The sequence below is a fragment of the Thermus sp. genome (genome assembly GCF_040290245.1).
Taxonomy (GTDB): Bacteria; Deinococcota; Deinococci; order Deinococcales; family Thermaceae; genus Thermus_A.
Window position 1 is genome coordinate 11,274 of the sequence record NZ_PSMQ01000017.1, and the last position, 22,148, is coordinate 33,421.

The 22,148-nt window shown below is 65.8% G+C and carries 21 protein-coding genes; 8 read left to right on the forward strand and 13 right to left on the reverse strand.

What is annotated here, in order from left to right; all coding sequences use genetic code 11:
- Nucleotides 1-23 precede the first annotated feature (23 nt).
- The 5 genes from trpC (at nucleotide 24) to C4301_RS03985 (ending at nucleotide 4,470) form a co-directional block, all read left to right on the forward strand.
- Nucleotides 24-782, forward strand: a complete 759-nt coding sequence (gene trpC, locus C4301_RS03965) for an indole-3-glycerol phosphate synthase TrpC (RefSeq protein ID WP_352413809.1) — start codon at nucleotides 24-26, stop codon at nucleotides 780-782.
- A complete protein-coding gene (gene hisA, locus C4301_RS03970; protein WP_352413810.1) occupies nucleotides 776-1,474 on the forward strand; it encodes a 1-(5-phosphoribosyl)-5-[(5-phosphoribosylamino)methylideneamino]imidazole-4-carboxamide isomerase in 699 nt (232 codons plus the stop codon). The genes trpC and hisA overlap by 7 nt, the downstream gene beginning before the upstream one ends.
- Nucleotides 1,471-1,779, forward strand: coding sequence for a hypothetical protein (locus C4301_RS03975; protein WP_352413811.1), 309 nt, complete (start codon nucleotides 1,471-1,473; stop codon nucleotides 1,777-1,779). The genes hisA and C4301_RS03975 overlap by 4 nt, the downstream gene beginning before the upstream one ends.
- Complete coding sequence (locus C4301_RS03980) at nucleotides 1,776-3,815, forward strand: single-stranded-DNA-specific exonuclease RecJ (protein ID WP_352413812.1); 2,040 nt, start codon at nucleotides 1,776-1,778, stop codon at nucleotides 3,813-3,815. The genes C4301_RS03975 and C4301_RS03980 overlap by 4 nt, the downstream gene beginning before the upstream one ends.
- A 94-nt stretch (nucleotides 3,816-3,909) precedes the next feature.
- Nucleotides 3,910-4,470 carry a DUF6812 domain-containing protein gene (locus C4301_RS03985; protein WP_352413813.1) on the forward strand — a complete coding sequence of 187 codons (561 nt, stop codon included), beginning with the start codon at nucleotides 3,910-3,912 and terminating at the stop codon, nucleotides 4,468-4,470.
- Nucleotides 4,471-4,522: 52 nt separating this feature from the next.
- Here the strand turns inward: C4301_RS03985 and C4301_RS03990 are convergent, their stop codons facing one another.
- Nucleotides 4,523-7,111, reverse strand: a complete 2,589-nt coding sequence (locus C4301_RS03990; RefSeq protein WP_352413814.1) for a valine--tRNA ligase — start codon at nucleotides 7,109-7,111, stop codon at nucleotides 4,523-4,525.
- Nucleotides 7,098-7,700, reverse strand: coding sequence for a hypothetical protein (locus tag C4301_RS03995; protein WP_352413815.1), 603 nt, complete (start codon nucleotides 7,698-7,700; stop codon nucleotides 7,098-7,100). Before C4301_RS03995 ends, C4301_RS03990 begins: the two co-directional genes overlap by 14 nt.
- Before the next feature lie 180 nt (nucleotides 7,701-7,880).
- Between C4301_RS03995 and C4301_RS04000 the strand changes: the two genes are divergently transcribed.
- Both C4301_RS04000 and C4301_RS04005 read left to right on the forward strand, forming a co-directional pair.
- Nucleotides 7,881-8,924 carry an Mrp/NBP35 family ATP-binding protein gene (locus C4301_RS04000; RefSeq protein WP_352413816.1) on the forward strand — a complete coding sequence of 348 codons (1,044 nt, stop codon included), beginning with the start codon at nucleotides 7,881-7,883 and terminating at the stop codon, nucleotides 8,922-8,924.
- Entirely contained in the window at nucleotides 8,921-9,511 is a 591-nt protein-coding gene (locus tag C4301_RS04005) for a helix-turn-helix transcriptional regulator (RefSeq protein WP_352413817.1), read from the forward strand. Before C4301_RS04000 ends, C4301_RS04005 begins: the two co-directional genes overlap by 4 nt.
- Here C4301_RS04005 and C4301_RS04010 read toward each other — a convergent pair.
- Genes C4301_RS04010 through C4301_RS04035 form a run of 6 tightly spaced genes read right to left on the reverse strand, consistent with a single transcriptional unit; the run spans nucleotide 9,496 to nucleotide 15,938 of the window.
- Nucleotides 9,496-10,227: a sulfite exporter TauE/SafE family protein gene (locus C4301_RS04010; protein WP_352413818.1), complete on the reverse strand. Its 732-nt coding sequence runs from the start codon at nucleotides 10,225-10,227 to the stop codon at nucleotides 9,496-9,498. The two genes, C4301_RS04005 and C4301_RS04010, sit on opposite strands and share 16 nt — an antisense overlap.
- A 5-nt stretch (nucleotides 10,228-10,232) precedes the next feature.
- A complete protein-coding gene (locus tag C4301_RS04015; protein ID WP_352413819.1) occupies nucleotides 10,233-11,171 on the reverse strand; it encodes a 2-hydroxyacid dehydrogenase in 939 nt (312 codons plus the stop codon).
- Nucleotides 11,168-12,475 carry a TldD/PmbA family protein gene (locus C4301_RS04020; RefSeq protein ID WP_352413820.1) on the reverse strand — a complete coding sequence of 436 codons (1,308 nt, stop codon included), beginning with the start codon at nucleotides 12,473-12,475 and terminating at the stop codon, nucleotides 11,168-11,170. The genes C4301_RS04015 and C4301_RS04020 overlap by 4 nt, the downstream gene beginning before the upstream one ends.
- On the reverse strand, nucleotides 12,472-13,866 hold the full coding sequence (locus tag C4301_RS04025) for a TldD/PmbA family protein (RefSeq protein WP_352413821.1): 1,395 nt from the start codon (nucleotides 13,864-13,866) through the stop codon (nucleotides 12,472-12,474). The genes C4301_RS04020 and C4301_RS04025 overlap by 4 nt, the downstream gene beginning before the upstream one ends.
- A gap of 9 nt (nucleotides 13,867-13,875) precedes the next feature.
- On the reverse strand, nucleotides 13,876-14,781 hold the full coding sequence (holA, locus tag C4301_RS04030; RefSeq protein ID WP_352413822.1) for a DNA polymerase III subunit delta: 906 nt from the start codon (nucleotides 14,779-14,781) through the stop codon (nucleotides 13,876-13,878).
- Nucleotides 14,778-15,938 carry an acyl-CoA dehydrogenase family protein gene (locus C4301_RS04035; protein ID WP_352413823.1) on the reverse strand — a complete coding sequence of 387 codons (1,161 nt, stop codon included), beginning with the start codon at nucleotides 15,936-15,938 and terminating at the stop codon, nucleotides 14,778-14,780. The genes holA and C4301_RS04035 overlap by 4 nt, the downstream gene beginning before the upstream one ends.
- A gap of 36 nt (nucleotides 15,939-15,974) precedes the next feature.
- On the opposite strand from C4301_RS04035, the gene C4301_RS04040 reads away from it, so the two are divergent.
- Nucleotides 15,975-16,304, forward strand: a complete 330-nt coding sequence (locus tag C4301_RS04040; RefSeq protein WP_352413824.1) for a metal-sulfur cluster assembly factor — start codon at nucleotides 15,975-15,977, stop codon at nucleotides 16,302-16,304.
- Between the two features lie 53 nt (nucleotides 16,305-16,357).
- On the opposite strand, the gene sucD is transcribed toward C4301_RS04040, so the two are convergent.
- From sucD to C4301_RS04065, 5 genes are all read right to left on the reverse strand, one after another.
- A complete protein-coding gene (sucD, locus tag C4301_RS04045) occupies nucleotides 16,358-17,224 on the reverse strand; it encodes a succinate--CoA ligase subunit alpha (protein WP_352413825.1) in 867 nt (288 codons plus the stop codon).
- Complete coding sequence (gene sucC / locus C4301_RS04050) at nucleotides 17,221-18,357, reverse strand: ADP-forming succinate--CoA ligase subunit beta (RefSeq protein WP_352413826.1); 1,137 nt, start codon at nucleotides 18,355-18,357, stop codon at nucleotides 17,221-17,223. The genes sucD and sucC overlap by 4 nt, the downstream gene beginning before the upstream one ends.
- A 39-nt stretch (nucleotides 18,358-18,396) precedes the next feature.
- On the reverse strand, nucleotides 18,397-19,389 hold the full coding sequence (locus C4301_RS04055; protein ID WP_352413827.1) for a PIN/TRAM domain-containing protein: 993 nt from the start codon (nucleotides 19,387-19,389) through the stop codon (nucleotides 18,397-18,399).
- Entirely contained in the window at nucleotides 19,386-20,651 is a 1,266-nt protein-coding gene (gene radA / locus C4301_RS04060) for a DNA repair protein RadA (protein ID WP_352413828.1), read from the reverse strand. The genes C4301_RS04055 and radA overlap by 4 nt, the downstream gene beginning before the upstream one ends.
- A partial coding sequence (locus C4301_RS04065; RefSeq protein WP_352413829.1) for an AAA family ATPase occupies nucleotides 20,651-22,148 on the reverse strand: 1,498 nt, incomplete at its 5' end. The genes C4301_RS04065 and radA, both read right to left, overlap by 1 nt.

Below are 22,148 nucleotides of genomic sequence, written 5' to 3' on the forward strand. Positions count from 1 at the left end.
GGGAATTAGGGTACCATAGGGCCATGGTGCCGGAGCTGAGCCGGGTGGAAGGGGTTTTGGGCCAGATCGCCAGGCGGCGCCTCAGCGAGGTCCGCCCTTATCCTCTCCCCCCCTTCCCCGAATGCCCCTCCTTTGCCCAGGCCCTGGGGGCCGGGGGGCTCGCCATCATTGCGGAGATCAAGCGCAAAAGCCCCTCCGAAGGGGAGATCGCCTCCTTGGACGCCAAAGCGGCCGCCCTGGCCTATCGAAGGGGTGGGGCGCGGGCGGTCAGCGTCCTTACTGAGCCTTACGCCTTCGGGGGCAGGCTGGAGGATATGGTGGCCGCCAGGGCGGCAGGGCTGCCCATCCTTCGCAAGGATTTCATTGTCCATCCGTTTATGCTCGAGGAGGCCCGGGCCTTTGGGGCCTCCGCCGTTCTCCTCATCGTGGCGGTCTTGGGGGATGCCCTTCCCTTTTATCTGGAGCGGGCGCGGGGGCTGGGCCTGGATGCCTTGGTGGAGGTGCACACGGAGGCCGAGCTGGAGCAGGCCCTCGAGGCGGGGGCCAGCGTGATCGGGGTCAACAACCGGGACCTGGCCACGCTTCAGGTGGACCTATCCACCGCGCCCACCCTGGGACGGAAGGCGCGGGAGCGGGGCTTTGCTGGGCTTTTGGTGGCGGAGTCGGGGTATCGGACGAAGGCGGAGCTGGAGGGGCTGAAAGGGGTTTTTGACGCGGTCTTGGTGGGAACCTCCCTTGCCAAAAGCCAGGACCTCGAGGGAGCGGTACGGGCTTTATGCTAGTCCTTCCTGCCGTGGATATCCTCAAAGGGCAGGTGGTGCGGCTTTACGAGGGGAGGGCCGAACAGGCCACGGTCTACTTCCAAGACCCAGGGGAGGCCGCCCTTTTCTGGCAGAAACAGGGGGCCAAGATGCTCCACCTGGTGGATCTGGACCGGGCCCTGGGCCAAGGGGAGAATACTGCGGCCATCCGCAGAGTGGCTCAGAGCCTGCACATCCCCTTTGAGGTGGGGGGTGGGATCCGCTCCTTGGAGGTCTTGCAGGAGGTTTTGGGCCTGGGGGCGGCCCGGGCGGTGGTGGGGACGGTGGCCCTGAAGGACCCCCTCCTTTTGGAAAGGATGCTCGCCCTGGCGGGAGAGAGGCTCGTTCTTGCCCTGGATGCCAGGAAGGATGAGGTGGTGGTGGCCGGCTGGAAAGAGGGGACCGGTCGGAGGGTGGCCGAGGTCTTGCAGGCCTGGCGGGTCCTGGGGGTGCGGACGGTCATCTTTACCGATGTGAGCCGGGATGGGACGCTCCAGGGGCTGGACCTGGAGGCCGTGGCCCGGGTGCGGGAGGCCTGGCCCCGTGAGCTGATCGCCGGGGGGGGGATCGCCTCGGAGGAGGACCTCCTGGCCCTTAAGGCCTTGGGAGTGGACGGGGCCTTGGTGGGAAAGGCCCTTTACGAGGGCCGGATTGACCTTAGGAGGTGGGGATGAGGGTGGTCCACTGGACTGGGCTTCTGCTTTTGATCTGCCTGGGAGCGGTTTTTCTCTGGCTTCGGCTTCAGGTTCCCCTTCTCGTTCCCGTTTTCGGCCTGGGCGTGCCGGTGGAGGGGCTTTGGCTTCTGGGGTTTGGCCTGGGTGCTCTGTTTTCCGGCCTTTACCTTTTAGCCTTGGGCCTTAGGGGACTGGGGGAAAGGCGCCGGCTTCTTCAGGAGATCCGGCGGCTTAGGGGGGAACTCGACCGGCTTAGGGCTGAGCGGATAGAGGAGGTCCCGCGTATCCCGGACCGGGACGTATGAGGTGGCGCTTCTCCCCTCTTCCCTCCTTGGAGGCGTGGCTCGAGGCCATGCGGACCTTTGGGGTGGGACCCGAGGCGGCCTGGGCCTATCTGGAGCGGGGATTTAAAAGCCCCCAGGACCTGGACCCACCCCTTTGCCCTCTGCCTTTGCCGGGCCTAGAGGAAGCCTCGGATCGGGTTTTGCAGGCCATCCGGAAGGGAAAGCGCATCCGCATCCATGGGGACTATGACGCGGACGGCCTCACGGGAACGGCCCTTCTCTTAAAGGGCCTCCGCGCCTTGGGGGCCCAGGTCCATGCCTTCATCCCTCACCGCTTGGAGGAGGGGTACGGGGTCCTTTGGGAGCGCCTTCCTGAGCACATCGAAGCAGCCGACCTCTTCATCACCGTGGACTGCGGGGTCACCAACCACGCGGAGCTCAAGGAGCTTTTGGAAAACGGGGTGGAGGTCCTGGTCACCGACCACCACACCCCTAAAGCGGATGGCCCGCCCCCGGGGGTTCTGGTCCACCCTGCCTATTCGGACACGCCCGAGAGGCCCACCGGGGCGGGGGTGGCCTTCCTCCTCCTTTGGAAGATTCACGAGCGCCTGGGTCTTCCCCCGCCCCTGGAGTACGCCGACCTGGCCGCGGTGGGCACCGTCGCGGATGTGGCGCCCCTCACGGGCTGGAACCGGGCTTTGGTACGGGAGGGGCTTCGGCGGCTTGCCGCCTCGGCCCACCTGGGCCTCAGCCTTCTGGCCCAGGCGGTGGGCTACACCGGGAAGGCGGTGGAGGTGGCCTTCCGCATCGCACCCCGGATCAATGCGGCGAGCCGCCTGGGGGAGGCCAAGACCGCCCTCGACCTTCTCCTTTCCGAGGAGGAGAAGGAGGCAAGGATGCTGGTCCAGAGGCTTGGCGCCCTTAACGCCAGGCGCCAGGCCATTGAGGAGGAGATGCTTTCCAGGCTGCTTCCCCAGGCCGAGGCGGAGCCTGGCCGGGCCCTGGTCCTCCGGGACCCCGAGGGCCATCCCGGGGTGATGGGTCTGGTGGCCAGCCGTCTTCTGGAGAGATTTTACAAGCCTGTCTTCATTGTGGCCCAGGGGAAGGGGAGCGTAAGGAGCGTCCCCGGAATCAGCGCGGTGGGGGCGTTGGAAAGCGTGCGGCGGCTGCTTTTGCGCTACGGGGGGCACAAGGAGGCCGCGGGCTTCACCTTGGCGGCTTCGCCTGAACAGGAGGCGGAGGTCTTTGAAGCCTTTAAGCGCGGGGTTGAGGCCTACGTCTCCGCCCAACCCTTGCCGAGGCGGGAGGTGTACCTCACGGGGCTTTTGCCGTCCGGACCGGAGCTTAAGCGTCTTTACGAGGAGCTTTCCCCCCTCGAGCCCTTTGGCGCGGGCAACCCCGAACCCCTCTTCCTCCTAGAAGGGGAGGTGGAGGAGGTCCGGCCCATGGGCAATGGGCACCGGGCCCTTCGCGTGGCCGGGGTGCGGGTGGTGGAGTGGCGCAGCAGTGGAGAACCCCCCCGGGGCAGGGTCCAGCTGGCGGGGATCCTTACCCGAAACGACTGGCAGGGGACCGTGGGGTATGAGGTGCAGCTGGTGGCCTACCTAACGGGCCTTCCTGAGCCCCCCACCGTGGCTTCCCCGTCAGGGGAACACCGAGCGGCCTGGGCGGTCCCGCTCTCCGTGGAGGAGGCCTTGGGCTTGGCCCGAAGCGGGGTGGGGGTGTACCTGCCCGAGGAGGCCCAAGCCTGGGGTGTGGCCCAAGGCTTCCGCCTGGCGCCCTTGGAGGAGGCGGAGCTTTGGCTGGGCCTGCCCCCTCGGCAGGTCCCGGTTAAGGAAGGCACCCGGATCCGCGTGGCTCTAGGGCGGAAAACCCGCGCCCTTTTGGTTGCCTCCCCGTCAGGGGAACACCGGGTTGCTTCCCAAGGGGAACCCCAAGGGGCCTTGCGCCTTTATCTGGGCCGTCTCCTCCTGTACGCCTACGAGCGAAGGGCCGAGGGCCTCTTCGCTGAGGTCCTGGCTCGGTATCTGGACCTCTCGGTTTGCCCTTGCCCCTAGCCTTGCGGCTGACCGGAAGGCAACCCTGCGGCCGGCGGCTAGGCCCAAGGTCTGCTATCGCGTGGCCGGGGGCCATAGGGTATAGGCTTAAGGCATGTACCGAGCCCCACGGGAGGCCTTTGAGGCCCGGGCGTACACCCTCCACCATCGGTTTTATGGGCTGATCCACCTCCCCCCTGCGGTGGGGGTGGCGGACCACCTGAACCAGGACCGTCCCTTCCTCCCCATGACCGGCGTCTTGGTCTACGCCTTCGGCCTGGAGCATCCACCCAGGCTGGAGGCGCTCCAGGGGGAGCTGGCCTTTTTAGCTTTGAGGAAGGAGCAGATCGCCTTCTTGGTTGGAGGAAGGCCGGCACAGCCCAAGGCGCCGGGAACGTACGAGGCCCGGAGGCTTCTCTTCCTCTTTCCGGGCTACCTTCTCCTGGGGGAGGTTACCTTGCCCCGGGGGGTGAGGCTTTCCGACCACCTCTCCCAGACCCGGCCCTTTCAAACCCTTTACCGGGCAGGGGTGTATCTCCTGGCCCCGGGGCGGCCAGTGAGGGACCTCGAGCCTTTGGAGCGGCACGAGTTCCTCACTGTAAACCTTCGTCTGGCGGAGGGAGTGGCCGAGGTCCCCCCGGGGGTGGAGGAGACCCACCTCACCCTCTTCGGTTAGGTGGCCGCTTTCCCGCCAGGGCAACACCGAGGGGTCCCCGCCGGCTCTCCCCTCAGATCCGGCTCAGGTTCTGCCGGATCCGCTCCACCTGGGCCAGGTTTTCCCGCAGGCGCTCCTCCTCCGTCCGCACCACCTCCGGGGGGGCCTTCTCACGGAAGGCGGGGCTTTGGAGCTTTTTCTGGCTTCTTTCCACCATGGCTTCCAGCTCTTTAAGCCGCTTTTCCTGCCGCCTTCTCCACTCGGAGAGGTCCAGAAGCCCCTCCAGGACCAGGTGGACCGTAAGGCTGGGGAAGACCTGGGCCAGGGCCTTTTCAGGCCGGCCCGGCCTGGGCGTGGCCCGGGCCAGGAACTCCAGAAGGGCCTTCTCCTGGAGCACCACCTCCGCCCCCGGCCCTTCCACCTGGACTTCCAGGGCCTGGGTGGGCGCGAGGCCGAGCTCCGCCCTCAGGGCCCGTACTGCGGTGACGGCATCCATGACGCTTTGGAAGGCCTCCTCCGCCTCCTCATCCACCTGGCCGGGGCTGGGCCAGGCCTCCAAGGCCAGCTCCTCCTTCCCCGTGAGGGCCTGGTAGAGCTCGCTGGTCAGGAAGGGCATGATGGGGTGGAGGAGCTTGAGGAGCTCACCCAGAACCCGTTCCAAGGTCCTAAGCGTGTGGGCGTTCCCTTCCTTAAGGGCGGGCTTTGCGGCCTCAATGTACCAGTCGCAGAACTCGCTCCAGATGAGGCCGTAGGCGTCCCGGGCCGCCTGGGCCAGGTCCAGCGCCTCGTAGCCCTCCGTGATCCGCGCGATGCCCCTGGCGAGGCGGCTTTCCATCCAGCGGTCCGCCAGGGTGGGGGTGTCCTTCCGGGTCAGGAAGTTTTCTCGGCTTAGGAGGACGAAGCGGGCGGCATTGTAAAGCTTGTTGGCAAAGTTCCGGCCCATCTCGAGCCAGCGCAGGTCCATCCGGATGTCCTGCCCGCCTGTGGCCAGGTGGATGAGGGCGAAGCGGAGGGCATCCGCCCCATACTTTTCAATGAGGTCCAAGGGATCGATCACGTTCCCCTTGGACTTGGACATCTTCTGACCCTTTTCGTCCAGGATGAGGCCGTGGAGGAGGACGGTCTTAAAGGGCCGTTCCCCCATAAAGTGGTACCCCGAGACCTCCATCCGGGAGACCCAGAGGAAGAGGATGTCGTACCCCGTGACCAAAACATCCCCTGGGTAGAAGGCCTCGAGGTCCTCCGTCCTTTCAGGCCAGCCCAGAGTGGAAAGGGGCCAGAGCGCGCTGGAGAACCAGGTGTCGAAGACGTCCTCATCGCGCTTTAAGTTTTGGCCCCCGCAGGATTGGCAGACCTTGGGGTCTTCCAGGTATCCCTCGAGGGGCGGGACGTTCACCGCCTGGCAGTCTTCGCAGTACCAGGCGGGGATCTGGTGCCCCCACCAAAGCTGCCGGGAGATGTTCCAGTCTTTGACGTTCTCTAGCCAGTCGAGATTGACCTTTTTCCAACGCTCCGGGACAAACCGAATCTCATCCCGCCTCAGTCCTGCTAAGGCCTCCTCCGCCAGGGGCTTCATTTTCAGCCACCACTGGGGAAAGATGGCGTACTCAATGGGGGTTCCGCAGCGGGAGCAGGTGGAAAGGGCGATGGTGTAGGGCTCCGCCTTGAGAAGCTGGCCCGAGGCTTCTAGAAGCTCCACCGTTTTTCGCCTCGCCTCAAACCGGTCCAGTCCCTGCAGGGGTTCTGGCACCCGCTTTGTGGCCATCCGGCCCTCGAGGTCGATCACCGAGACCGCCTGGAGGCCGTGGTCCTGGCCGATCTCATAATCCAGGGGGTCGTGGGCGGGGGTGATCTTAAGGGCACCCGTTCCAAACCCCTTTTCCACCCTGGTATCGGCCACGATGGGGATCCAGACCTCCGTGAGGGGGATGCGGGCCCTTTTGCCCAGAAGGTGCTGGTAACGCTCGTCCTCGGGGTGAACGGCGATGGCCTGGTCGGCGAAGATGGTCTCAGGCCGGACGGTGGCAACGGGGATCGCCCCACCCCCTTCCACCTCGTAGGCGATGTGGTAGAGGAAACCGGGGGTGGGCTCGGTTTCCACCTCGAGGTCGGAGAGGGTGGTCTCACACCGGGGGCACCAGTTCACGAGCCGGGGGGCCCGGTAGGCAAGCCCCTCGTGGAAGTAGCGGACGAAGGCGTAGCGCACGGCCTTTGAGCGCTTTTCGTCCATGGTGAACGCCTCCCGGCTCCAGTCGGCGCTCGCCCCAAGACGCTTGAGCTGCTCGAGGATCCGGCCCCCGGCCTCCTCCTTCCACTGCCAGACCCGTTCCAAGAACTTCTCACGGCCCAGGTCGTGACGGGTCTTGCCCTCCTTGAGAAGGAGCCTTTCCACCACCACCTGGGTGGCGATCCCCGCGTGGTCGGTTCCGGGAAGCCAGACCGCCTCGTACCCCCGCATGCGCTTGTACCGGATGAGGGCATCCTGCAGGCTGTTGTCCAAGGCGTGGCCCATGTGTAGGCTGCCCGTCACATTGGGGGGCGGCATGAAGACTACGAAGGGGGGTTTGCCGCTTTTCGGATTGGCAACGAAGGGGTTCTCGGCCCACCGCCTCGCCCACTTGGGTTCCACCTTGTGCGGGTCGTACGCCTTAGGTAGGTCCATCCGCCACCTCCAGTCGGTACACGTACCAATGACCCTCCTGGTCGCTCCACCAGGCCTCCTCAAAGGCCACCCCTTCCACCAGGGTCTCGGGGAGGAGGCATAGGCTGACCTTCCCGATGCGGAGGCCCTCTTCCTTACACTCCAGAAGGCCTTCCCCTAGCACCTGGTGCTCTTCCTCCCCCAAGGGGGTGTGGACCAGGCGGCAGAACAGGCCCTCGAGGCTTCTTAAAGGGGCGTTTTCCTCCCGGAAGCGGGCCCGGAACAGGGGGGCTTCCTCCACCTCGTAAAGCTCGGCCAAAAGGGCGTACCGCCCCACAGGGACGAACCCTTGCCCTTGGGCCTCCACCCCGGTCAAAAGCCGCGCCCTTTCCTCGGGCAGTAGGCCGGTGGGGGCCCGGTTCTGGCCCACCTTGGGATCCTGGTCCAAGGGCTTTTCCAGGAGCTTTCGAAGGGCCTCAAGGGCCGATTCTTTGCTGGGGTAGAGGCTGTAGGGGTTGACCTTGAAAAGAAGCCCATACCCCATGGGCCCCTGGACCATCCAGGCCAGATGGAGCTCCACCTTGCGTACCTTTTCCCACTCCGGGTGCACCAAAGCCTCCTCTCGTTATGAGGGTGAGGGGGAAAACCTACAACACCCCCACACCTTGGGGGCGACCTTCCGCCCTTCAGAGCCCAGAGCCCCCTCTTTGGGCGCGAAGGGCGTACCCTTTAAGTATAGTGTGCCTTTCCTCCTTGCGTGCGGTGCTTAAGGGGCGTAGCCTTAGAAGGTATGGCGACCGAGGACGAGGTTTACGCGGCCCTACGCACGGTGATGGATCCCGAGCTGGGCCGGGATCTGGTCTCGTTGGGCATGGTCAAGGAGGTCCGCCTGGAGGCCAACCGGGCGGACATCCTCATTGAGCTCACCACCCCGGCCTGCCCCCTAAAGGGCCAGATTGAAGCGGAGATCCGAAAGGCCCTTCTTCCCTTGGGCCTCGAGGGGGTCTTGGTGCGCTTTGGTGGGGGCGTGAAAGCCCCTACCCAGTACCCCATCCCGGGGGTGAAGCATGTGGTGGCGGTGGCCTCGGGCAAGGGCGGAGTGGGGAAGAGCACCGTGGCCGCCAACCTGGCCTTGGCCCTGAGGGCGGAAGGGGCCAAGGTGGGCCTCCTAGACGCGGATATCTACGGGCCCAGCCAGGCCAAGATGTTCGGCCTCGAGGGCCAGAAGCTCCGGGTGGATGAGCAAAAGCGCATCCTTCCCCTGGAGGCCTATGGCGTGAAGGTTCTCTCCATCGCCAACATCGTCCCGCCGGGCCAGGCCATGGTCTGGCGGGGGCCCATCCTGCATGGAACCATCCGGCAGTTCCTGGAGGAGGTGGCCTGGGGGGATCTGGACTACCTGATCGTGGACCTCCCTCCTGGCACGGGGGATGTCCAGCTTTCCCTGGCCCAGCTCACCAGGCTCTCGGGCGGAATCGTGGTCACCACCCCCCAGGCGGTGGCCTTGATCGACGCGGAGCGGGCGGCGGACATGTTCAAGAAGGTTCAGGTTCCCCTCCTAGGGGTCCTGGAGAACATGAGCTACTTTCTTTGCCCTACCTGCAAGGCCAGGACCCACCTCTTTGGTGAGGGTGGGGGGAGGAGGCTGGCCGAGAAGCTGCGGGTCCGCTTTTTGGGGGAGGTGCCCTTGGAGATTGCGGTCCGGGAGGGTGGGGATGAGGGGGTGCCCAGTCTGGTCCGCAACCCGGAAAGCCCTGCGGCCGAGGCCTTCCGCCAGGCGGCCCGGCAGCTCGCTGCCGAGCTTTCCCTCACCCTTTTTCTCCCCATGGCATGAGCCCCAGCAGGGAGCGCATCTTAGAACGGCTTAGGGCGGCCCCCGCCACCTTAAAGGAACTGGCCCAGGAAATGGGTCTAAGCCGGGTGGCGGTCTACCGCCACCTTTCCGAACTCCTGGCCCGAGGCCTGATCCAGGCCGAGGTGAAGCGGTGTCCGGGAAAGGGAAGGCCCTACAAGGTTTACCGGGCAAGGGATCCGGAGGCCCCGTACGCCCGGCTTTGCTTGGAGGTTGTGGCCCACCTCGAGGCCCTCTTTGGCCCTGAAGGGGTGGCGCGGGTATTGGAAAAGCGCAACGAGGAGGTGTGCAAAACCCTTTCCCCTGAGCTGACCGGTCTTCCCTTGCGGGAGAAGGCTGAGCGCCTGGCCCGGTACCTTCAGGCGGAGGGGTATGAGGCGGAGGTGGTGGAGGAGGAAGGGGGGCTCTACCTCATCCAGCACCGATGTCCTAAACTGGCCTTGGCCGGTCGGTACGAGGTGTTTTGCGAGCTGGAGCTCTCCCTTTACCGGGAGCTCTTGGGCCTGGAGCTTAGGCGGGAGAGCCGCATCGCCGGCGGGCAGGCGGCCTGCCGCTACCGCTTGACGTAACGGAGGCCGGTCCAGACGAGGACCAAAGCGAAGATCACCCTCAGGGTCCCCTCGGGCAGGGTGTGGGCGAGGCTTCCCCCCAGGTAGGTTCCCAGGAGGATGCCTGGGATCAGGCCAGGCAGAAGCACCCGGTTGACGTTGCCCAACCGAAAGTGGGTGTAGGCCCCCAGCGCCCCCGCGGGGACCATGGCCAAGAGGGAGCTCCCTTGGGCGGTGTGCTGTCCCATGCCGAGGAGAAGGACCATCGCGGGGACCATGATCGTCCCGCCCCCCACCCCCATCATGCCGGAGAGAAAGCCGGTCAGGCCGCCGGCGAGAAGGAGGCTCAAAACCCGCCCCGCGCCGGCGGAGAAAAGACCCCAGGCGGGAAGGTACGGCTTCAGAAGGAGGAGGCCGGAGACCAGGATGAGGAACCAGCCGAAGGCGCGCTTGAGCGAGGGTTCCGGTAGGGTGTGGGCGTAGGTTGCCCCGAGGCGGGTGGTGAGGATGGCGGTGGCCGCAAGGAGAAGGCTGGCCCCCACGTCCACCGAGCCCTCGAGGGCATAGGTGAAAGCCCCCATGAGCCCGGTGAAGGCCACGGCGACCAGGCTGGTGCCGTGGGCCTCGTGCTGGCGGAGCTTCAAAACCCCCACCATCAAGGGGATCATCACCACCCCACCCCCCAGGCCCACCAGCCCTCCGAAAACCCCCGCCACAAGGCCGATCAAAAGGCTCATCCGCCCTATACTACCGGATTTGGGGGCTCCCTGCCCTCCAACACGGCCAGGAGGTTATCCACCGCTAGCCTGGCCATCTGGTCTCGCGCCTTCGTGGTGGCCGAGCCGATATGGGGGGTGATGACCACATTGCTCAAAGCGTACAGGGGGTGGCCCTGGGGGAGGGGTTCGGGGTCGGTCACGTCCAGGCCCGCTCCAAAGAGGTGGCCCTGCAGGGCCTCCACCAGGGCTTCTGTGTCCACCAGGCCACCCCGGGCGGTGTTGAGGAGGATCCCCCCCGCCTTCATGGCGAAAAGCCGTCTTCGGTCCAGGAGGCGGTGGGTTTCCCGGGTGAGGGGAAGGTGGAGGCTCACCACGTCCGCAGCGGCCAGAAGCCCTTCCAGGTCCAGGAAGGGATAGGGGAGGGGTTTGGGGGTGCGGCTGGTGTAGACGATGCGCATCCCGAAGGCCTCGGCCCTTTGGGCCACGCGGCGGCCAATCTCTCCCATGCCCACCACCCCCAGGGTGAGCCCCTCCAGCTCGAGGCCCAGAAGGCGCTTGGGATGCCAGTTCTTCCAGAGCCCCTCTCGCGCATACGCCGCCCCTTCCACCACCCGGCGGGCCACCGTCAGGAGGAGGGCCAGGGTGAGGTCGGCGGTGGCGCCCGCCAGGACCCCAGGGGTGTGGGTGACCCGGATGCCCCGGGCCCGGGCCGCCTCCAGGTCGATGTGGTCCACGCCCACGCTGTAGCTGGCGATGACCTTGAGGGCGGGGCCCGCCCGGTCCATCACCTCGGCATCGATCCGGTCCTCCACCGTGGGGATGAGGCCCGTGACCCCTTCCACCTGCTTGAGAAGGGTCTCCCTGGGAAGGGCCTCCCCCGGCCAGACCTCCACCTGAACCCCTTTTTCCCAAAGGCGGTCCAGGTGGTTGCCCGGAAGCTCGCGGGTGACGAAGATCCTCACGCCCCTGCGAAGGAAAGCTCGGCCACCTCCACCGTAGGGCTTCCCAAGGCGAAGGAGCCGAGGAGCTTCCAAGTGAGGTCCTGTCCTACGCCTTCAATCTTTTCCAGAAGCTCCAAGAGGTTTCCCGAGACGGCGAAGTTCTCCACCGGGTGCGCCTCCCCATCCTCCAGAAAGAGCCCCAAAGCCTGAAGGGAGAACTCCCCCGTCACGGGGTTGGCCCCCGCATGCACCCCCATGAACTCGGTGACCAGGACCCCCCTCTGAGGCCTGACCCCGGTTCCAGGGGCCAGGTAGAGGTTGGTGGGCAGGATGGAGAGGCTTCCTTTGTAGGTGCGAAAGGCGTGGCCGGTATTCTCCTGGCCCATGAGGCGGGCGGTTTCCGAGTTGTGCAGGTAGCTCTTCAGCACCCCCTCCTCCACCAAAACCGCCTTCTTAGAAGGGGTGCCTTCCGCGTCAAAGGGCCGGCTCATCAGGCCTCTTTCCAGGGTGGGGTCGTCCAGAAGGGTCACCAGGGGGCTGGCGATCCTTTCGCCCAGAAGCCCTACCAGGCGGCTTTTCCCGTCCAGGACTTCCTTGGCGGAGAACATGGGGGCCAGGACCATGAGCAGGCTGATGAAGGCGTTGGGCTCGAGGTAGGCCCGGTACCTGCCCGTCTTGAGGGGCCGGGCTCCCAGGAGGCGGCCGGTTTTCTCCCGCAGCTCGAGGGCCGTTTTTCCGGGTTCCAAGGCGTGAAACTCCCGGCTTAGCTCCACCTCCCAGCCCTGCTTGAGACTCCCCCCTTCCGCCATCACCACGCTTCCAAAAAGCAGCGCCACCCCGAACCGGTAGGCGCCCTCCGCCCCCTCGGTGCTGGCCAGGGCCGCCTGGGCCTCCACCTCCCGGTACTCCCCTTGGGCCACCCGGACCCGGGGGTCCTCCCCCAGGGCACGCTCCAGGGCCAAGGCCGCTTCCCGTTTGGCCTCCAGGGGGGCGGAAAGCCCCTCGCCCAAGAGGTCGTGCCGGCCCAGGGGGGTCCCTTTGGGAAGGAAGCCCTTCTTGCTGGACAAAAGGGCGTTTTCCCGCGCCTCCTCGAGGGCCCAGGCCAGGGCCTCTTTGGAGACCTCCTCCGTGTAGGCGTAGCCCACCTTCCCCTCCACCTCCACCCGCAGGCCCAGGCCCCCTTGCCGGGCTTCCAGGGCCTCCTCGAGGTGGCCCTGGAAGGCCTTGTAGGCGCGTTCCTGCTTCTTTTGCAAGAGGATCTCCGCCTTCAATCCTCTCTTCCTCGCCTCCCCAAGTATGAACGCCTTGGCTTCCTCTAGGGTCATGCCTGACCTCCTACCACCAGCTCCGAGACCAGGACGTGGGGCTGGCCCACCTCCACCGGGATCATCCCCGAGAGACTTCCGCACATCCCGGGGGCGGTCTTTAAGTCGTCGGCCACCGCCACCACCTTCCGGATCGTCTCCGGCCCTTTGCCCACCAGCATGGCGCCCCGCACCGCCTCCTCCAGCCGCCCCTTGCGGATGATGTACCCTTCTCGGACGGAAAAGTTGTACTCCCCGGAGCCCGGCAGCACCTGGCCTCCGCCCAGTTCCTTGGCGTAAAGGCCATACTCTACCCCCTCGATGAGCTTCTCCACCGGGGTGGTCCCAGGGGCGATGAAGGTGTTGCGCATCCTCGAGGTGGGGGCGAAGGTGTAGTCCTGTCTTCGGCCCGAGCCCGTTTTGGGGTACCCCGTGAGGAGGCTTCCTAGTCGGTCCACCATGTAGCTTTTTAAAATGCCCTTTTCGATGAGGACCGTCCGCTCCGTGGGCATGCCTTCATCGTCCATCTCGCTGCTTCCAAAGCCGTGGGGGAGGGTGCCGTCGTCGATGTAGGTGACGACGGGGCTGGCCACCTCCTCCCCCAGCCGGTCCGCGAGGACGCTGGCCTTTTTGGCCACGCTGGTGGTCTCCAGGAGGTGGCCCAGGGCCTCGTGGAAGAGGACCCCTCCGAAGGCGTTGCCCACCACCACCGGCATCGTTCCCGCGGGGGCGGGCCTGGCCTTCAGGTTGGTCAGGGCTTGCCGGGCGGCCTTTTCCCCCACCTCCTTCGGGGGGTAGAGGTCAAAGAGCTCGAGGCCCAGGCTGAGCCCAGGGGCTGCGTACCCCGTCTGGACCTCTTTCCCGTCTTGCGCCACCGCGAGCACAAAAAGCCGGGTGCGCACCCTTCGGTCCTCCCTCCAGATGCCCTCGGTGTTGGCCACCAGGACCTCCTGCTCCCATTCCTGGAGGCTGGCCTCCACCTGCCGGATCTCGGGGGCGGACCGGGCTGCCGTTTCGGCTTCCAAAAGGCGTTCCAGGCGGTATCGCTTGTCCTTTGCGCTCAAGGGGACCCTGGGGGCGTGAAGCCCTTTCGGAACTTCCCGGCGGAAGTCCAGCCCCCCGGCCCCCCGGTCGTCCACCCGGCCCAGGCCACCCCGGGCCCGAAGGAGGCTTTCCAGGGCCTCGAGGAGGCTTTCCGGGGTGAGGTCGTTGGTGTAGGCGTAGACCACCTCCCTTCCGAAGAAAAGGCGTAGCCCCGCCCCGTACTCCAGGCCGCTGATCGCCTCCTCCAGCTGGCCATTCCTTACCGTCATCCGCCGCCTTTTGGAGCGCTCCACGTAGAGCTCAGCGAAGTCCGCCCCGCCCTGAAGCGCCCGCTTCAGAACCCCTTCCACCAGATCTTCTTGAAGCATGCCCCGAGTCTACCGGGGCCCAAAGACCTGGGTCAACTCCACCACCAGCTTCTCCAAAGCGAGCCGGGGGTCGCGGCCCCTTTTGACCTTAAGCTCAGCCTCCATAAGCAGCTCCAGGGCCTTTTCTATGGCCTTGATGTCCAGCCTTCTGGCCATTTCCAAGGCCCGCCGCGCCGCGAAGGGGTGGACCTCGAGGCGGGCCGCCTTCTCCTCTTCGGACCCTCCGGGGGTCTCCTGCAGAAGAGCCCAGGCCCGGAAGAGCAGGGTATGCTGCCAGGAGAAGGCCCCCAGGACCCGGAGAGGGTCCTCCCCTTCGGCCAGAAGGGCCTCGAGCTTGCTGAGGGCCTTTTCCGCCTTGCCCTCTAAGACCAGGCGGACCACTTCAAATCCGCTGATAGGGGGGCGGATGGCCACCAGTTTCTCCACCTTTTCCAGGGTGAGAGGGGGGGTGAGGAGGCGGAGCTTCTGGAGTTCCTGTTCCAGAGCCAGAAGGTCGGGGTCTTCCGAAACCAGGCCAGCGAGGAAGTGAACCACTCCGGCTGGAAGCTTAAGCCCTAAGGCGCGGGCCCGGTTTTCTAGGTACCGGAGGAGCTCCTTTCCCTTGGGGGTGGGGAAGTCCTGCCGTTCGTGGGCGCGGTAAAAGGCCGAGCGGGCCACGCTTGGCCTAGGGTCGAGGATGAGGAGGGGAACCTCCGGGGGGAGTTTTTCCAGGATGGGCTTGAGGGCTTTCCAGCTGGCCTCGCTTACCTCGGAAAGTTCCAGCGCCGCCCCACCCCTGCCGAAGAGCCCACCCTGGAGGGCCTGGGCCAAAGCCTCGGGCTGGGGCGGAGTGAAGCCCTTAAGGCCCTGGAGCCGGGCCTCCCTTAAAAGCGCCTCCCGGGCGAGGAAAGGGTCTCCGGTAAAGACCTTGATCATTCCAAGGCGTTCAGGCCCGTGATCTCCCGGCCCAGGATGAGGGTGTGGATGTCGTGCGTTCCCTCATACGTATAGACGGTTTCCAGGTTGAGCATGTGCCGGATGGCGTGGTACTCCAAAGTGATGCCGTTCCCGCCCAGGATGTCCCGGGCCATGCGGGCGGCGTTCAGGGCTGCGGCCACGTTCTCCCGCTTGGCCAAAGAGACCTGGGCGTGCCGCAGCTTCCCCTCGTCCTTAAGCCGGGCCAGCCGCCAGGCGAGGAGCAGCCCCTTGGTGTGGTCGGAGAGCATCCGGACGAGCTTTTCTTGAACGAGCTGCCTATTGGCGATGGGCTTGCCGAAGGTGGTGCGGCTTTGGGCGAAGGCCAAGGCCTCGGTGTACACCGCCTCGAGGGCTCCCAAGGCCCCCCAGGCGATGCCGAAGCGGGCTTGCGTGAGGCAGGAGAGAGGGGCTTTGAGCCCTTCTGCCCGGGGAAGGCGGAGCGCTTCGGGAACCCGCACCTCTTCCAAAACGAGCTCGCTGGTGACGCTGGCCCGGAGGCTCATCTTGTGCTTGATCTCGTGGGCCCGGAAGCCCGGGGTCTCGGTGGGGACGAGGAAGCCCCGGACCACCCCCTCCTCGTCCTTGGCCCAGATGACGGCCAGATGGGCCAGGTTGCCGTTGGTGATCCACATCTTGGTCCCGTTCAGGACCCAGGTGTCCCCTTCCCGGCGGGCCCTCGTCTTCATGTTTCCGTCCGGGTCGCTCCCCCCGTCGGGCTCGGTCAGGCCAAAGCAGCCCACCATCTCTCCGCTCGTCAGCTTGGGAAGAAAGGTTCGTTTCTGCTCCTCGCTGCCATAGGTGTAGATCGGGTAGATGACCAAGGAGCTCTGAACGCTGGCGAAGCTTCTCAGGCCCGAGTCGATCCGCTCGAGCTCATACGCGATAAGGCCATAGGCGGCGCTGCTCACCCCCGCGCCCCCGTACTCAGGGGGCAAGGTGGGGCCCAGAAAGCCCATTTCTCCGAACCTTCGGATGAGGTGGACGGGAAACTCCCCCCGCTCCCACCAGTCCCGGATAAAGGGCAGAGCCTCTGCCTCTAAAAACCGCCGCGCCGCCTTTTGCACTTCCCTTTCTTCCGGGGTAAAGAGCTCGGAGACCGCCATGTAGTCCAGCATGAACCCATTCTACCCCCGGGCGGGTATACTGAAGGGATGAGTGCGGAAGGCCTTCCCACCAAGGAGCAGGTCCTCGAGGCGTTGAAGGTCGTCAAGGACCCGGAGATTCCGGTGAACGTGGTCGACCTAGGCCTCGTCTATGAGGTCGAAGTCCATGAAAACGGTGTGGTGGATGTGACCATGACCCTGACCGCCATCGGCTGCCCCGCCCAGGACCTGGTCAAAGCGGATGCGGAGATGGCGGTGATGCGCCTCCCCGGGGTCACTGGGGTGAACGTGGAGTTTGTCTGGACACCGCCCTGGACCCCGGCCCGGATGACGGAGGAGGGGAAGAAGATGCTAAGGATGTTTGGCTTCAACGTCTGAGTGGTCCCTGCCCAAAGGGGAAGCCACCCCAGGCAGCCTGGGGTGGCTTTCGTTTACAGGGCTTTTCTCACCAGCTCCACAATCTCGTCGATGGTATCGGCCACGGGGATGCCCGCCGCCTGGAAGGCCTTGAGCTTGGACTCAGGGGTTCCCACATTCCCCATGATGATGGCCCCCGCGTGGCCCATCCGTTTCCCCTTAGGGGCGCTCCGGCCGCCGATAAAGCCGACCACGGGCTTCTTCATGTGTTCCTTCACCCAGGCCGCCGCCTCCTCCTCGTCCGAGCCCCCGATCTCGCCGATCAGGACCACAGCCTCCGTCTCGGGGTCCTCGTTGAAAAGGGGAAGGAGGTCTTTGAAGGTGGTTCCGATGATGGGGTCACCCCCGATGCCCACCGTGGTCGTGGTGCCGAGGCCTGCAGCGGAAAGAGCCGCGGCCGCCTCGTAGGTGAGGGTGCCGGAACGGCTGATCAGCCCCACCCTTCCCCGCTTGAAGACGTGGCCCGGCATGATGCCGATCTTGCTCTCCTCCGCGCTGATGAGGCCGGGGCAGTTCCCTCCGATGAGGCGGGAGCGGCCCATGGCCTTGATCTCCGCCACAGCCCGCACCATCTCCAAGGTGGGGATGCCCTCGGTGATGAGGACGATCAGGGGAATGCCCGCGTGGGCGGCCTCGAGGGCCGCATCCGCCGCGGCCGGCGCGGGGACGAAGATGATGGAGGCATCTATTTTGTGGTTCTGCACCGCCTCCCTCACCGTGTCGTAGACGGGGAGGCCCAGGACCTCCGACCCGCCTTTGCCGGGGGTGACGCCAGCCACCACCTTGGTCCCGTAGTCCAGCATCTGCTTGGTGTGGAACTGCCCTTCCCGGCCGGTAATGCCCTGGACGAGGACGGTGGTGTTTCGGTGGATAAGGATCACGCCACACCTCCCACCATGGCCACGATGGCCTTGGCCGCTTCCAACGAAGTGGGGTACATGTAGATGGGCTTGCCCTCCAGAAGCCTCTTGGCCTCCTCCTCGGCGGTGCCCGCCACCCGCATCACCACGGGCTTGGTGAGAAGCCCCTCCTCCAGCGCCCGGATAACCCCCTTGGCCACCTCATCCGCCCGGGTGATGCCCCCGAAGATGTTGATGAAGACGCCCTTCACATCGGGGTCTTTGAGGACCACTTTCAGCGCGTTGTAGACGACGTCCGCCTTGGCTCCACCCCCGATGTCCAGGAAGTTGGCGGGCCTTCCCCCAACCCGGTTGACCAGGTCCAGGGTGTACATCACAAGCCCAGCCCCGTTTCCAATGATGCCGATGTTGCCCGAAAGCTTGACGTAGGCGAAGCCGTAGTTGCCGGCCTCCACCTCCAGGGGATGCTCGGCCTCGATCTCGCGCAGCTCCGCCAGGTCCGGGTGGCGGAAGAGGGCGTTGTCGTCCAGGACGATTTTGGCGTCCGCGGCTACGATCTGCCCGTCCGGGGTCACGACCAAGGGGTTGATCTCGGCGATGGAGGCATCGATGCCCTCATAGGCCCGGTAGAGCTGGACCAAAACCTGGGCCAGCCGGTTCAGGTTGCCCTCCAGGCCCGCCTTTTTCACGATCTCCCTGGCCTCAAAGGACCTCAGGCCCTTGAAGGGGTCCACGGGGTACTTGAGGATGGCCTGGGGGTTCCTGGCCGCCACCTCCTCGATGTCCACCCCACCCTCCCTAGAGACCATCAGGACCACCCGCTGGCTCGAGCGATCCAGGATCAGCCCTGCATAGTACTCCCGGGCGATCTCCACCGCCTCGGCCACCAGGACCTTCCGGACGGTGAGGCCCTTGATGTTCATCCCCAGGATGGCCTGGGCCTTTTCATAAGCCTCCTGAGGGGTGTCCGCCAGCTTCACCCCCCCGGCCTTGCCTCTCCCGCCCACGTGCACCTGGGCCTTGATGACCACCCGCCTCCCGAACTCCTCGGCGATGCGTTTGGCCTCGTCCGGCGTGTAGGCCACCTGACCCTTGGGCACGGGGACCCCGTAGCGCGCCAGGATCTCCTTGGCTTGATACTCGTGTAGGTTCAACGCCCACCTCCTCGGGGTTGCCCCCGGGGCATTATACCGCTATGCGCCCGCGGGCCGGCCGAAAAAGAGCCGGCCCACCTGGGTCTGGATGGCCTGGGTGATGACCACCTGGATCTCCTGTCCCTTATACCGGATTCCCTCGTCCACCACCACCATGCTCCCGTCCTCCAGATACCCCACCCCCTGGTGGGGCTCCCGGCCCTCCTTCAGAATGGTGAGGCGGATGACCTCTCCCACCTGGATCTGGGGCCTCAGGGCCTGGGCCAGGGCCTGGATGGAGAGGGTCTTAAGCCCATAAATGCGGGCCATCTGCGAAAGGGCCAGGTCGTTCGTCACCAAAGCCGCCCCTCGGGCCTTGGCCAGGAAGATCAGCTTTTCGTCCACGCTCTCCCCTGCGGGGGTTTCCTCCAAGACCTCGAGGCCCGCCTCCCCCTTAAGCCGCTCCAGGGTTTCCAGGCCCCGCCGGCCCTTGGCCCGGTTTAGGGGGTCTGGGCTGTCCGCGAAGTGCTGGAGCTCCTTGAGGACCAAGTGGGGCACATAGAGGGGGCCTTCTAGAAAACCCATCCCCGCCACCTCGGCCACCCGGCCGTCGATGAGGACGCTGGTGTCCAGGATCTTTCCGCCCTGGGGCCTGCTCCGAGGGAAGCTTTGGCGGAAGGCATCCCGGTAAAGCAGGGCCAGATAGGAAAAGAGGAGGACGAGCAAAAAGGCGAGGAGGAGGGAGTGCTCTGGTCGGAAGCCCGGAACCTGCGCCAGGAGGCTGTTGAGAAGGACCGCCAAAAGAAGCCCCACCGTGGTGCCCAGGGTGAGGGCGAAGGGGATCTCGGGGGGGAGGCGCCGGAGGGCGTCCAGCCTCGGCAGGAGGCGGGCCTCGAGGCGGGGCAGGAGGAGGAACCCAGAAAGAAGCCCCGCCAGGGCCAGATAGATCCGGTTCAGAGGGGCGCTTTGCGGGGGAAGCCAGCCCGCTTTTTCTAGACTCAGGGCCAGCCAGTACCCCAGGAGGGCGAAGACCAGGTAAAAAAAGAGCCTCATCCCAGACGCTCCACCGCCTCCAGGAGGCTTCTGGTGTTCCCAGGGTGGAGAAAGTGGGAAAACCCCGCCCGTTCCCCCTCTTTAAGCCTCCGGGAAAGCCCCTCCACGCTCCGGACCTCTCCGGCAAGCCCCACTTCTCCCACCACAGCGAGCTCTGGGGGAAGCGGACGCCCCACCACCGCAGAATACACCGCCAGGGCCACCGCCAGGTCCAGCCCCGGGTCGGAAAGCCTAAGACCCCCCGCCAGGTTCAGGTAAAGGTCTAGGTGGATCAGGCTAAGCCCGAGCCGCCGTTCCAAGACCGCCAGCACCACGTCTACCCGTCTTCCGTCCAGCCCTTGGGCCACCCGCCTTGGGGCGGGGAAGGGGGTTTTGGCGGCCAGGGCCTGGACTTCCAAAGCCAGGGCCCTTTCCCCCGAAAGCCCCAGGGCCACCACGCTTCCCGGCACCCCCAAGGGTCGTTCCATCAAGAAGGCCTCTGAGGGGTTTTCCACCTCCAGAAGCCCCTTTTCCCCCATCCGGAAGACCCCGAGCTCCCCCACGGGGCCGAACCGGTTCTTGGCGCTCCTTAAAAGCCGGAACCCCCCTGCGCTTTCTAGGAACAAGGTGGCGTCCACCGCGTGTTCGATGGCCTTAGGGCCCGCCACCACCCCCTCCTTGGTCACGTGCCCCACTAGGATCGCGGTCATCTTCTGGGCCTTGGCGAGCTGGACCAAGGCCATCGTGGCTTCCCGGACGCTCACCAGACTTCCTGGGCTTCCCCCTGCCTCGATGGTTTGGATGGAGTCCACGAAAACGACCTCGGGCCGCTCCGCCTGGAGGAGGTGTAAAAGGGCCTCGAGGCGGGTCTCCCGGGCCAGGAGGAGGTCCTTCACCCCCAGCCGGTTCGCCCGGAGCCGGATCTGGCCCGGCGACTCCTCCCCGGCCACGTATACGCTTTTTTTGCCCAGCCGGTCCGCCACCTGCAAGAGGAGGGTGCTTTTGCCCACCCCCGGCTCCCCACCCAGAAGGACCACCTCCCCGGCCACGAATCCCCCGCCCAGGACGCGGTCCATCTCCTTGAAGCCCGAACTGAACCGGGCCTCCCCCCCCTCTTCCACCTCGCTCAGCCGGACCAGGGGCTGGGGATGGGAATGGGGGAAGGGCGGGGGAGAGGGAGCCTCTTCTTTAAAAGAATTCCAAGATCTACACCCCGGGCACCGCCCCAGGGGCTTTGGGGTACGGTAGCCGCACTCCACGCACCGGTACTGGGCTTTGGCCATTAGACCAGGCTGACTTCTTCGAGCTCCTCAAAGGAGAGCGCCCCGTCCCTCACCCCCACCCGGAGCCGGCCCCTGGGCTTCTTGAGGAGGGCCATGGAAAGGGGGTCTTCTATCCGGTCACGGATCACGCTGCGCAAGGCGCGGGCCGAGCCGGTCTTGGGGGCCTGCTGGACCACCCAACCCGCCACCTCTGGGGTAAAGTCCACCTCCACCTCCCGGGTCCGGAGTTCCTTCTGGATTTCCTCCAGCATCATCCCCGCCACCTGGACCAACTCCTCCTCGGTAAGGGGCCGGAACCGGATGACCTCGTCCAGCCGATCCAGAAACTCCGGCGTGAAGAGGGCCTTCAAGGGGGACTCGGTGTCCACCTCCTTGCCGGTGAAGCCAATGGCGGGGCCCACGTTGAAGCCCGTGTTGGAGGTCATGATGAGGATGACCCGCCGGAAGTCCACGGTGCGGCCCAGGCCGTCGGTGAGCCGGCCTTCGTCCAGGACCTGGAGGAAGGTGTTGTAGACATCGGGGTGGGCCTTCTCGATCTCGTCCAGGAGGACGACGCTAAAGGGCTGCCGCCGCACCGCCTCTGTGAGCCGCCCCCCCTGCTCGTACCCCACGTAGCCTGGCGGAGCCCCGATGAGCTTGGAGACGGAGTGGGGTTCCTGGAACTCGGACATGTCAAAGCGGATGAGGGCCCTTTCCGAGCCAAAGAGAACCTCAGCCAAGGCCTTGGCCAGCTGGGTCTTCCCCACGCCCGAAGGCCCCACGAAAAGAAAGCTCGCCGCCACCCGGGTCCGGCCTCCAAGACCCACCCGGGCCCGGCGGAGGGCGCTCGCCAGCGCCTTTACTGCCTCCTCCTGTCCCACCACCCGCTTGCCGAGCTCTTCCTCGAGGTGCATGAGCCGCTCGTCGTCCTTGTCGTCCGCGTAGACCCCGCCCCAGGAATCCACCACCGCCTCCACATCCTCCCGGGTGACGATGGGGGTCCCGTCCTCCTCTTCGGCCACGACCAGGCCCAAGGAGGCGTTGAGGCGGACCCGGCTTGCCGCTTCGTCGATGAGGTCGATGGCCTTGTCCGGGAAGTTCCGGCCGGGAAGCGACCGGATGCCGATCCGGACCGCCAGCTCCAAAACCTCGTCCGGGATGACCACCCCGTGGTGGGCTTCGTAGCGGGGACGGAGGCCCTTCAGGATCTCCAGCGTCTCCTCCGGGGAGGGCTCCAAGACGATGACCGGCTGGAAGCGGCGCTCCAAAGCCGCGTCTTTTTCGATGTAGCGGTGGTACTCCCCGGTGGTCGTGGCCCCGATGACCTGGATCTCGCCCCGGGCCAGAGCGGGCTTCATGATGTTGGCGGCGTCCAGCGTCCCCTCAGCCCCCCCGGCCCCAATCAGGGTGTGAAGCTCGTCGATGAAGGCGATGACCTTGGCGTTTTTGAGCTCCTCGATAATCTGGCGCAGCCGCTCCTCAAACTCCCCCCGGTACTTGGTCCCCGCCACCACCCCC

What these genes read in the sequence shown, in the direction of transcription:
- hisA (WP_352413810.1), top strand. Translation starts at nt 776, where the DNA reads ATGCTAGTCCTTCCTGCCGTGGATATCCTCAAAGGGCAGGTGGTGCGG.
- C4301_RS03985 (WP_352413813.1), top strand. Translation starts at nt 3,910, where the DNA reads ATGTACCGAGCCCCACGGGAGGCCTTTGAGGCCCGGGCGTACACCCTC.
- C4301_RS03975 (WP_352413811.1), top strand. Translation starts at nt 1,471, where the DNA reads ATGAGGGTGGTCCACTGGACTGGGCTTCTGCTTTTGATCTGCCTGGGA.
- C4301_RS04035 (WP_352413823.1), bottom strand. Translation starts at nt 15,938, where the DNA reads ATGCTGGACTACATGGCGGTCTCCGAGCTCTTTACCCCGGAAGAAAGG.
- C4301_RS04005 (WP_352413817.1), top strand. Translation starts at nt 8,921, where the DNA reads ATGAGCCCCAGCAGGGAGCGCATCTTAGAACGGCTTAGGGCGGCCCCC.
- C4301_RS04040 (WP_352413824.1), top strand. Translation starts at nt 15,975, where the DNA reads ATGAGTGCGGAAGGCCTTCCCACCAAGGAGCAGGTCCTCGAGGCGTTG.
- C4301_RS04010 (WP_352413818.1), bottom strand. Translation starts at nt 10,227, where the DNA reads ATGAGCCTTTTGATCGGCCTTGTGGCGGGGGTTTTCGGAGGGCTGGTG.
- C4301_RS04000 (WP_352413816.1), top strand. Translation starts at nt 7,881, where the DNA reads ATGGCGACCGAGGACGAGGTTTACGCGGCCCTACGCACGGTGATGGAT.
- C4301_RS04025 (WP_352413821.1), bottom strand. Translation starts at nt 13,866, where the DNA reads ATGCTTCAAGAAGATCTGGTGGAAGGGGTTCTGAAGCGGGCGCTTCAG.
- holA (WP_352413822.1), bottom strand. Translation starts at nt 14,781, where the DNA reads ATGATCAAGGTCTTTACCGGAGACCCTTTCCTCGCCCGGGAGGCGCTT.
- C4301_RS03980 (WP_352413812.1), top strand. Translation starts at nt 1,776, where the DNA reads ATGAGGTGGCGCTTCTCCCCTCTTCCCTCCTTGGAGGCGTGGCTCGAG.
- C4301_RS03990 (WP_352413814.1), bottom strand. Translation starts at nt 7,111, where the DNA reads ATGGACCTACCTAAGGCGTACGACCCGCACAAGGTGGAACCCAAGTGG.
- radA (WP_352413828.1), bottom strand. Translation starts at nt 20,651, where the DNA reads ATGGCCAAAGCCCAGTACCGGTGCGTGGAGTGCGGCTACCGTACCCCA.
- trpC (WP_352413809.1), top strand. Translation starts at nt 24, where the DNA reads ATGGTGCCGGAGCTGAGCCGGGTGGAAGGGGTTTTGGGCCAGATCGCC.
- C4301_RS04020 (WP_352413820.1), bottom strand. Translation starts at nt 12,475, where the DNA reads ATGACCCTAGAGGAAGCCAAGGCGTTCATACTTGGGGAGGCGAGGAAG.
- C4301_RS04055 (WP_352413827.1), bottom strand. Translation starts at nt 19,389, where the DNA reads ATGAGGCTCTTTTTTTACCTGGTCTTCGCCCTCCTGGGGTACTGGCTG.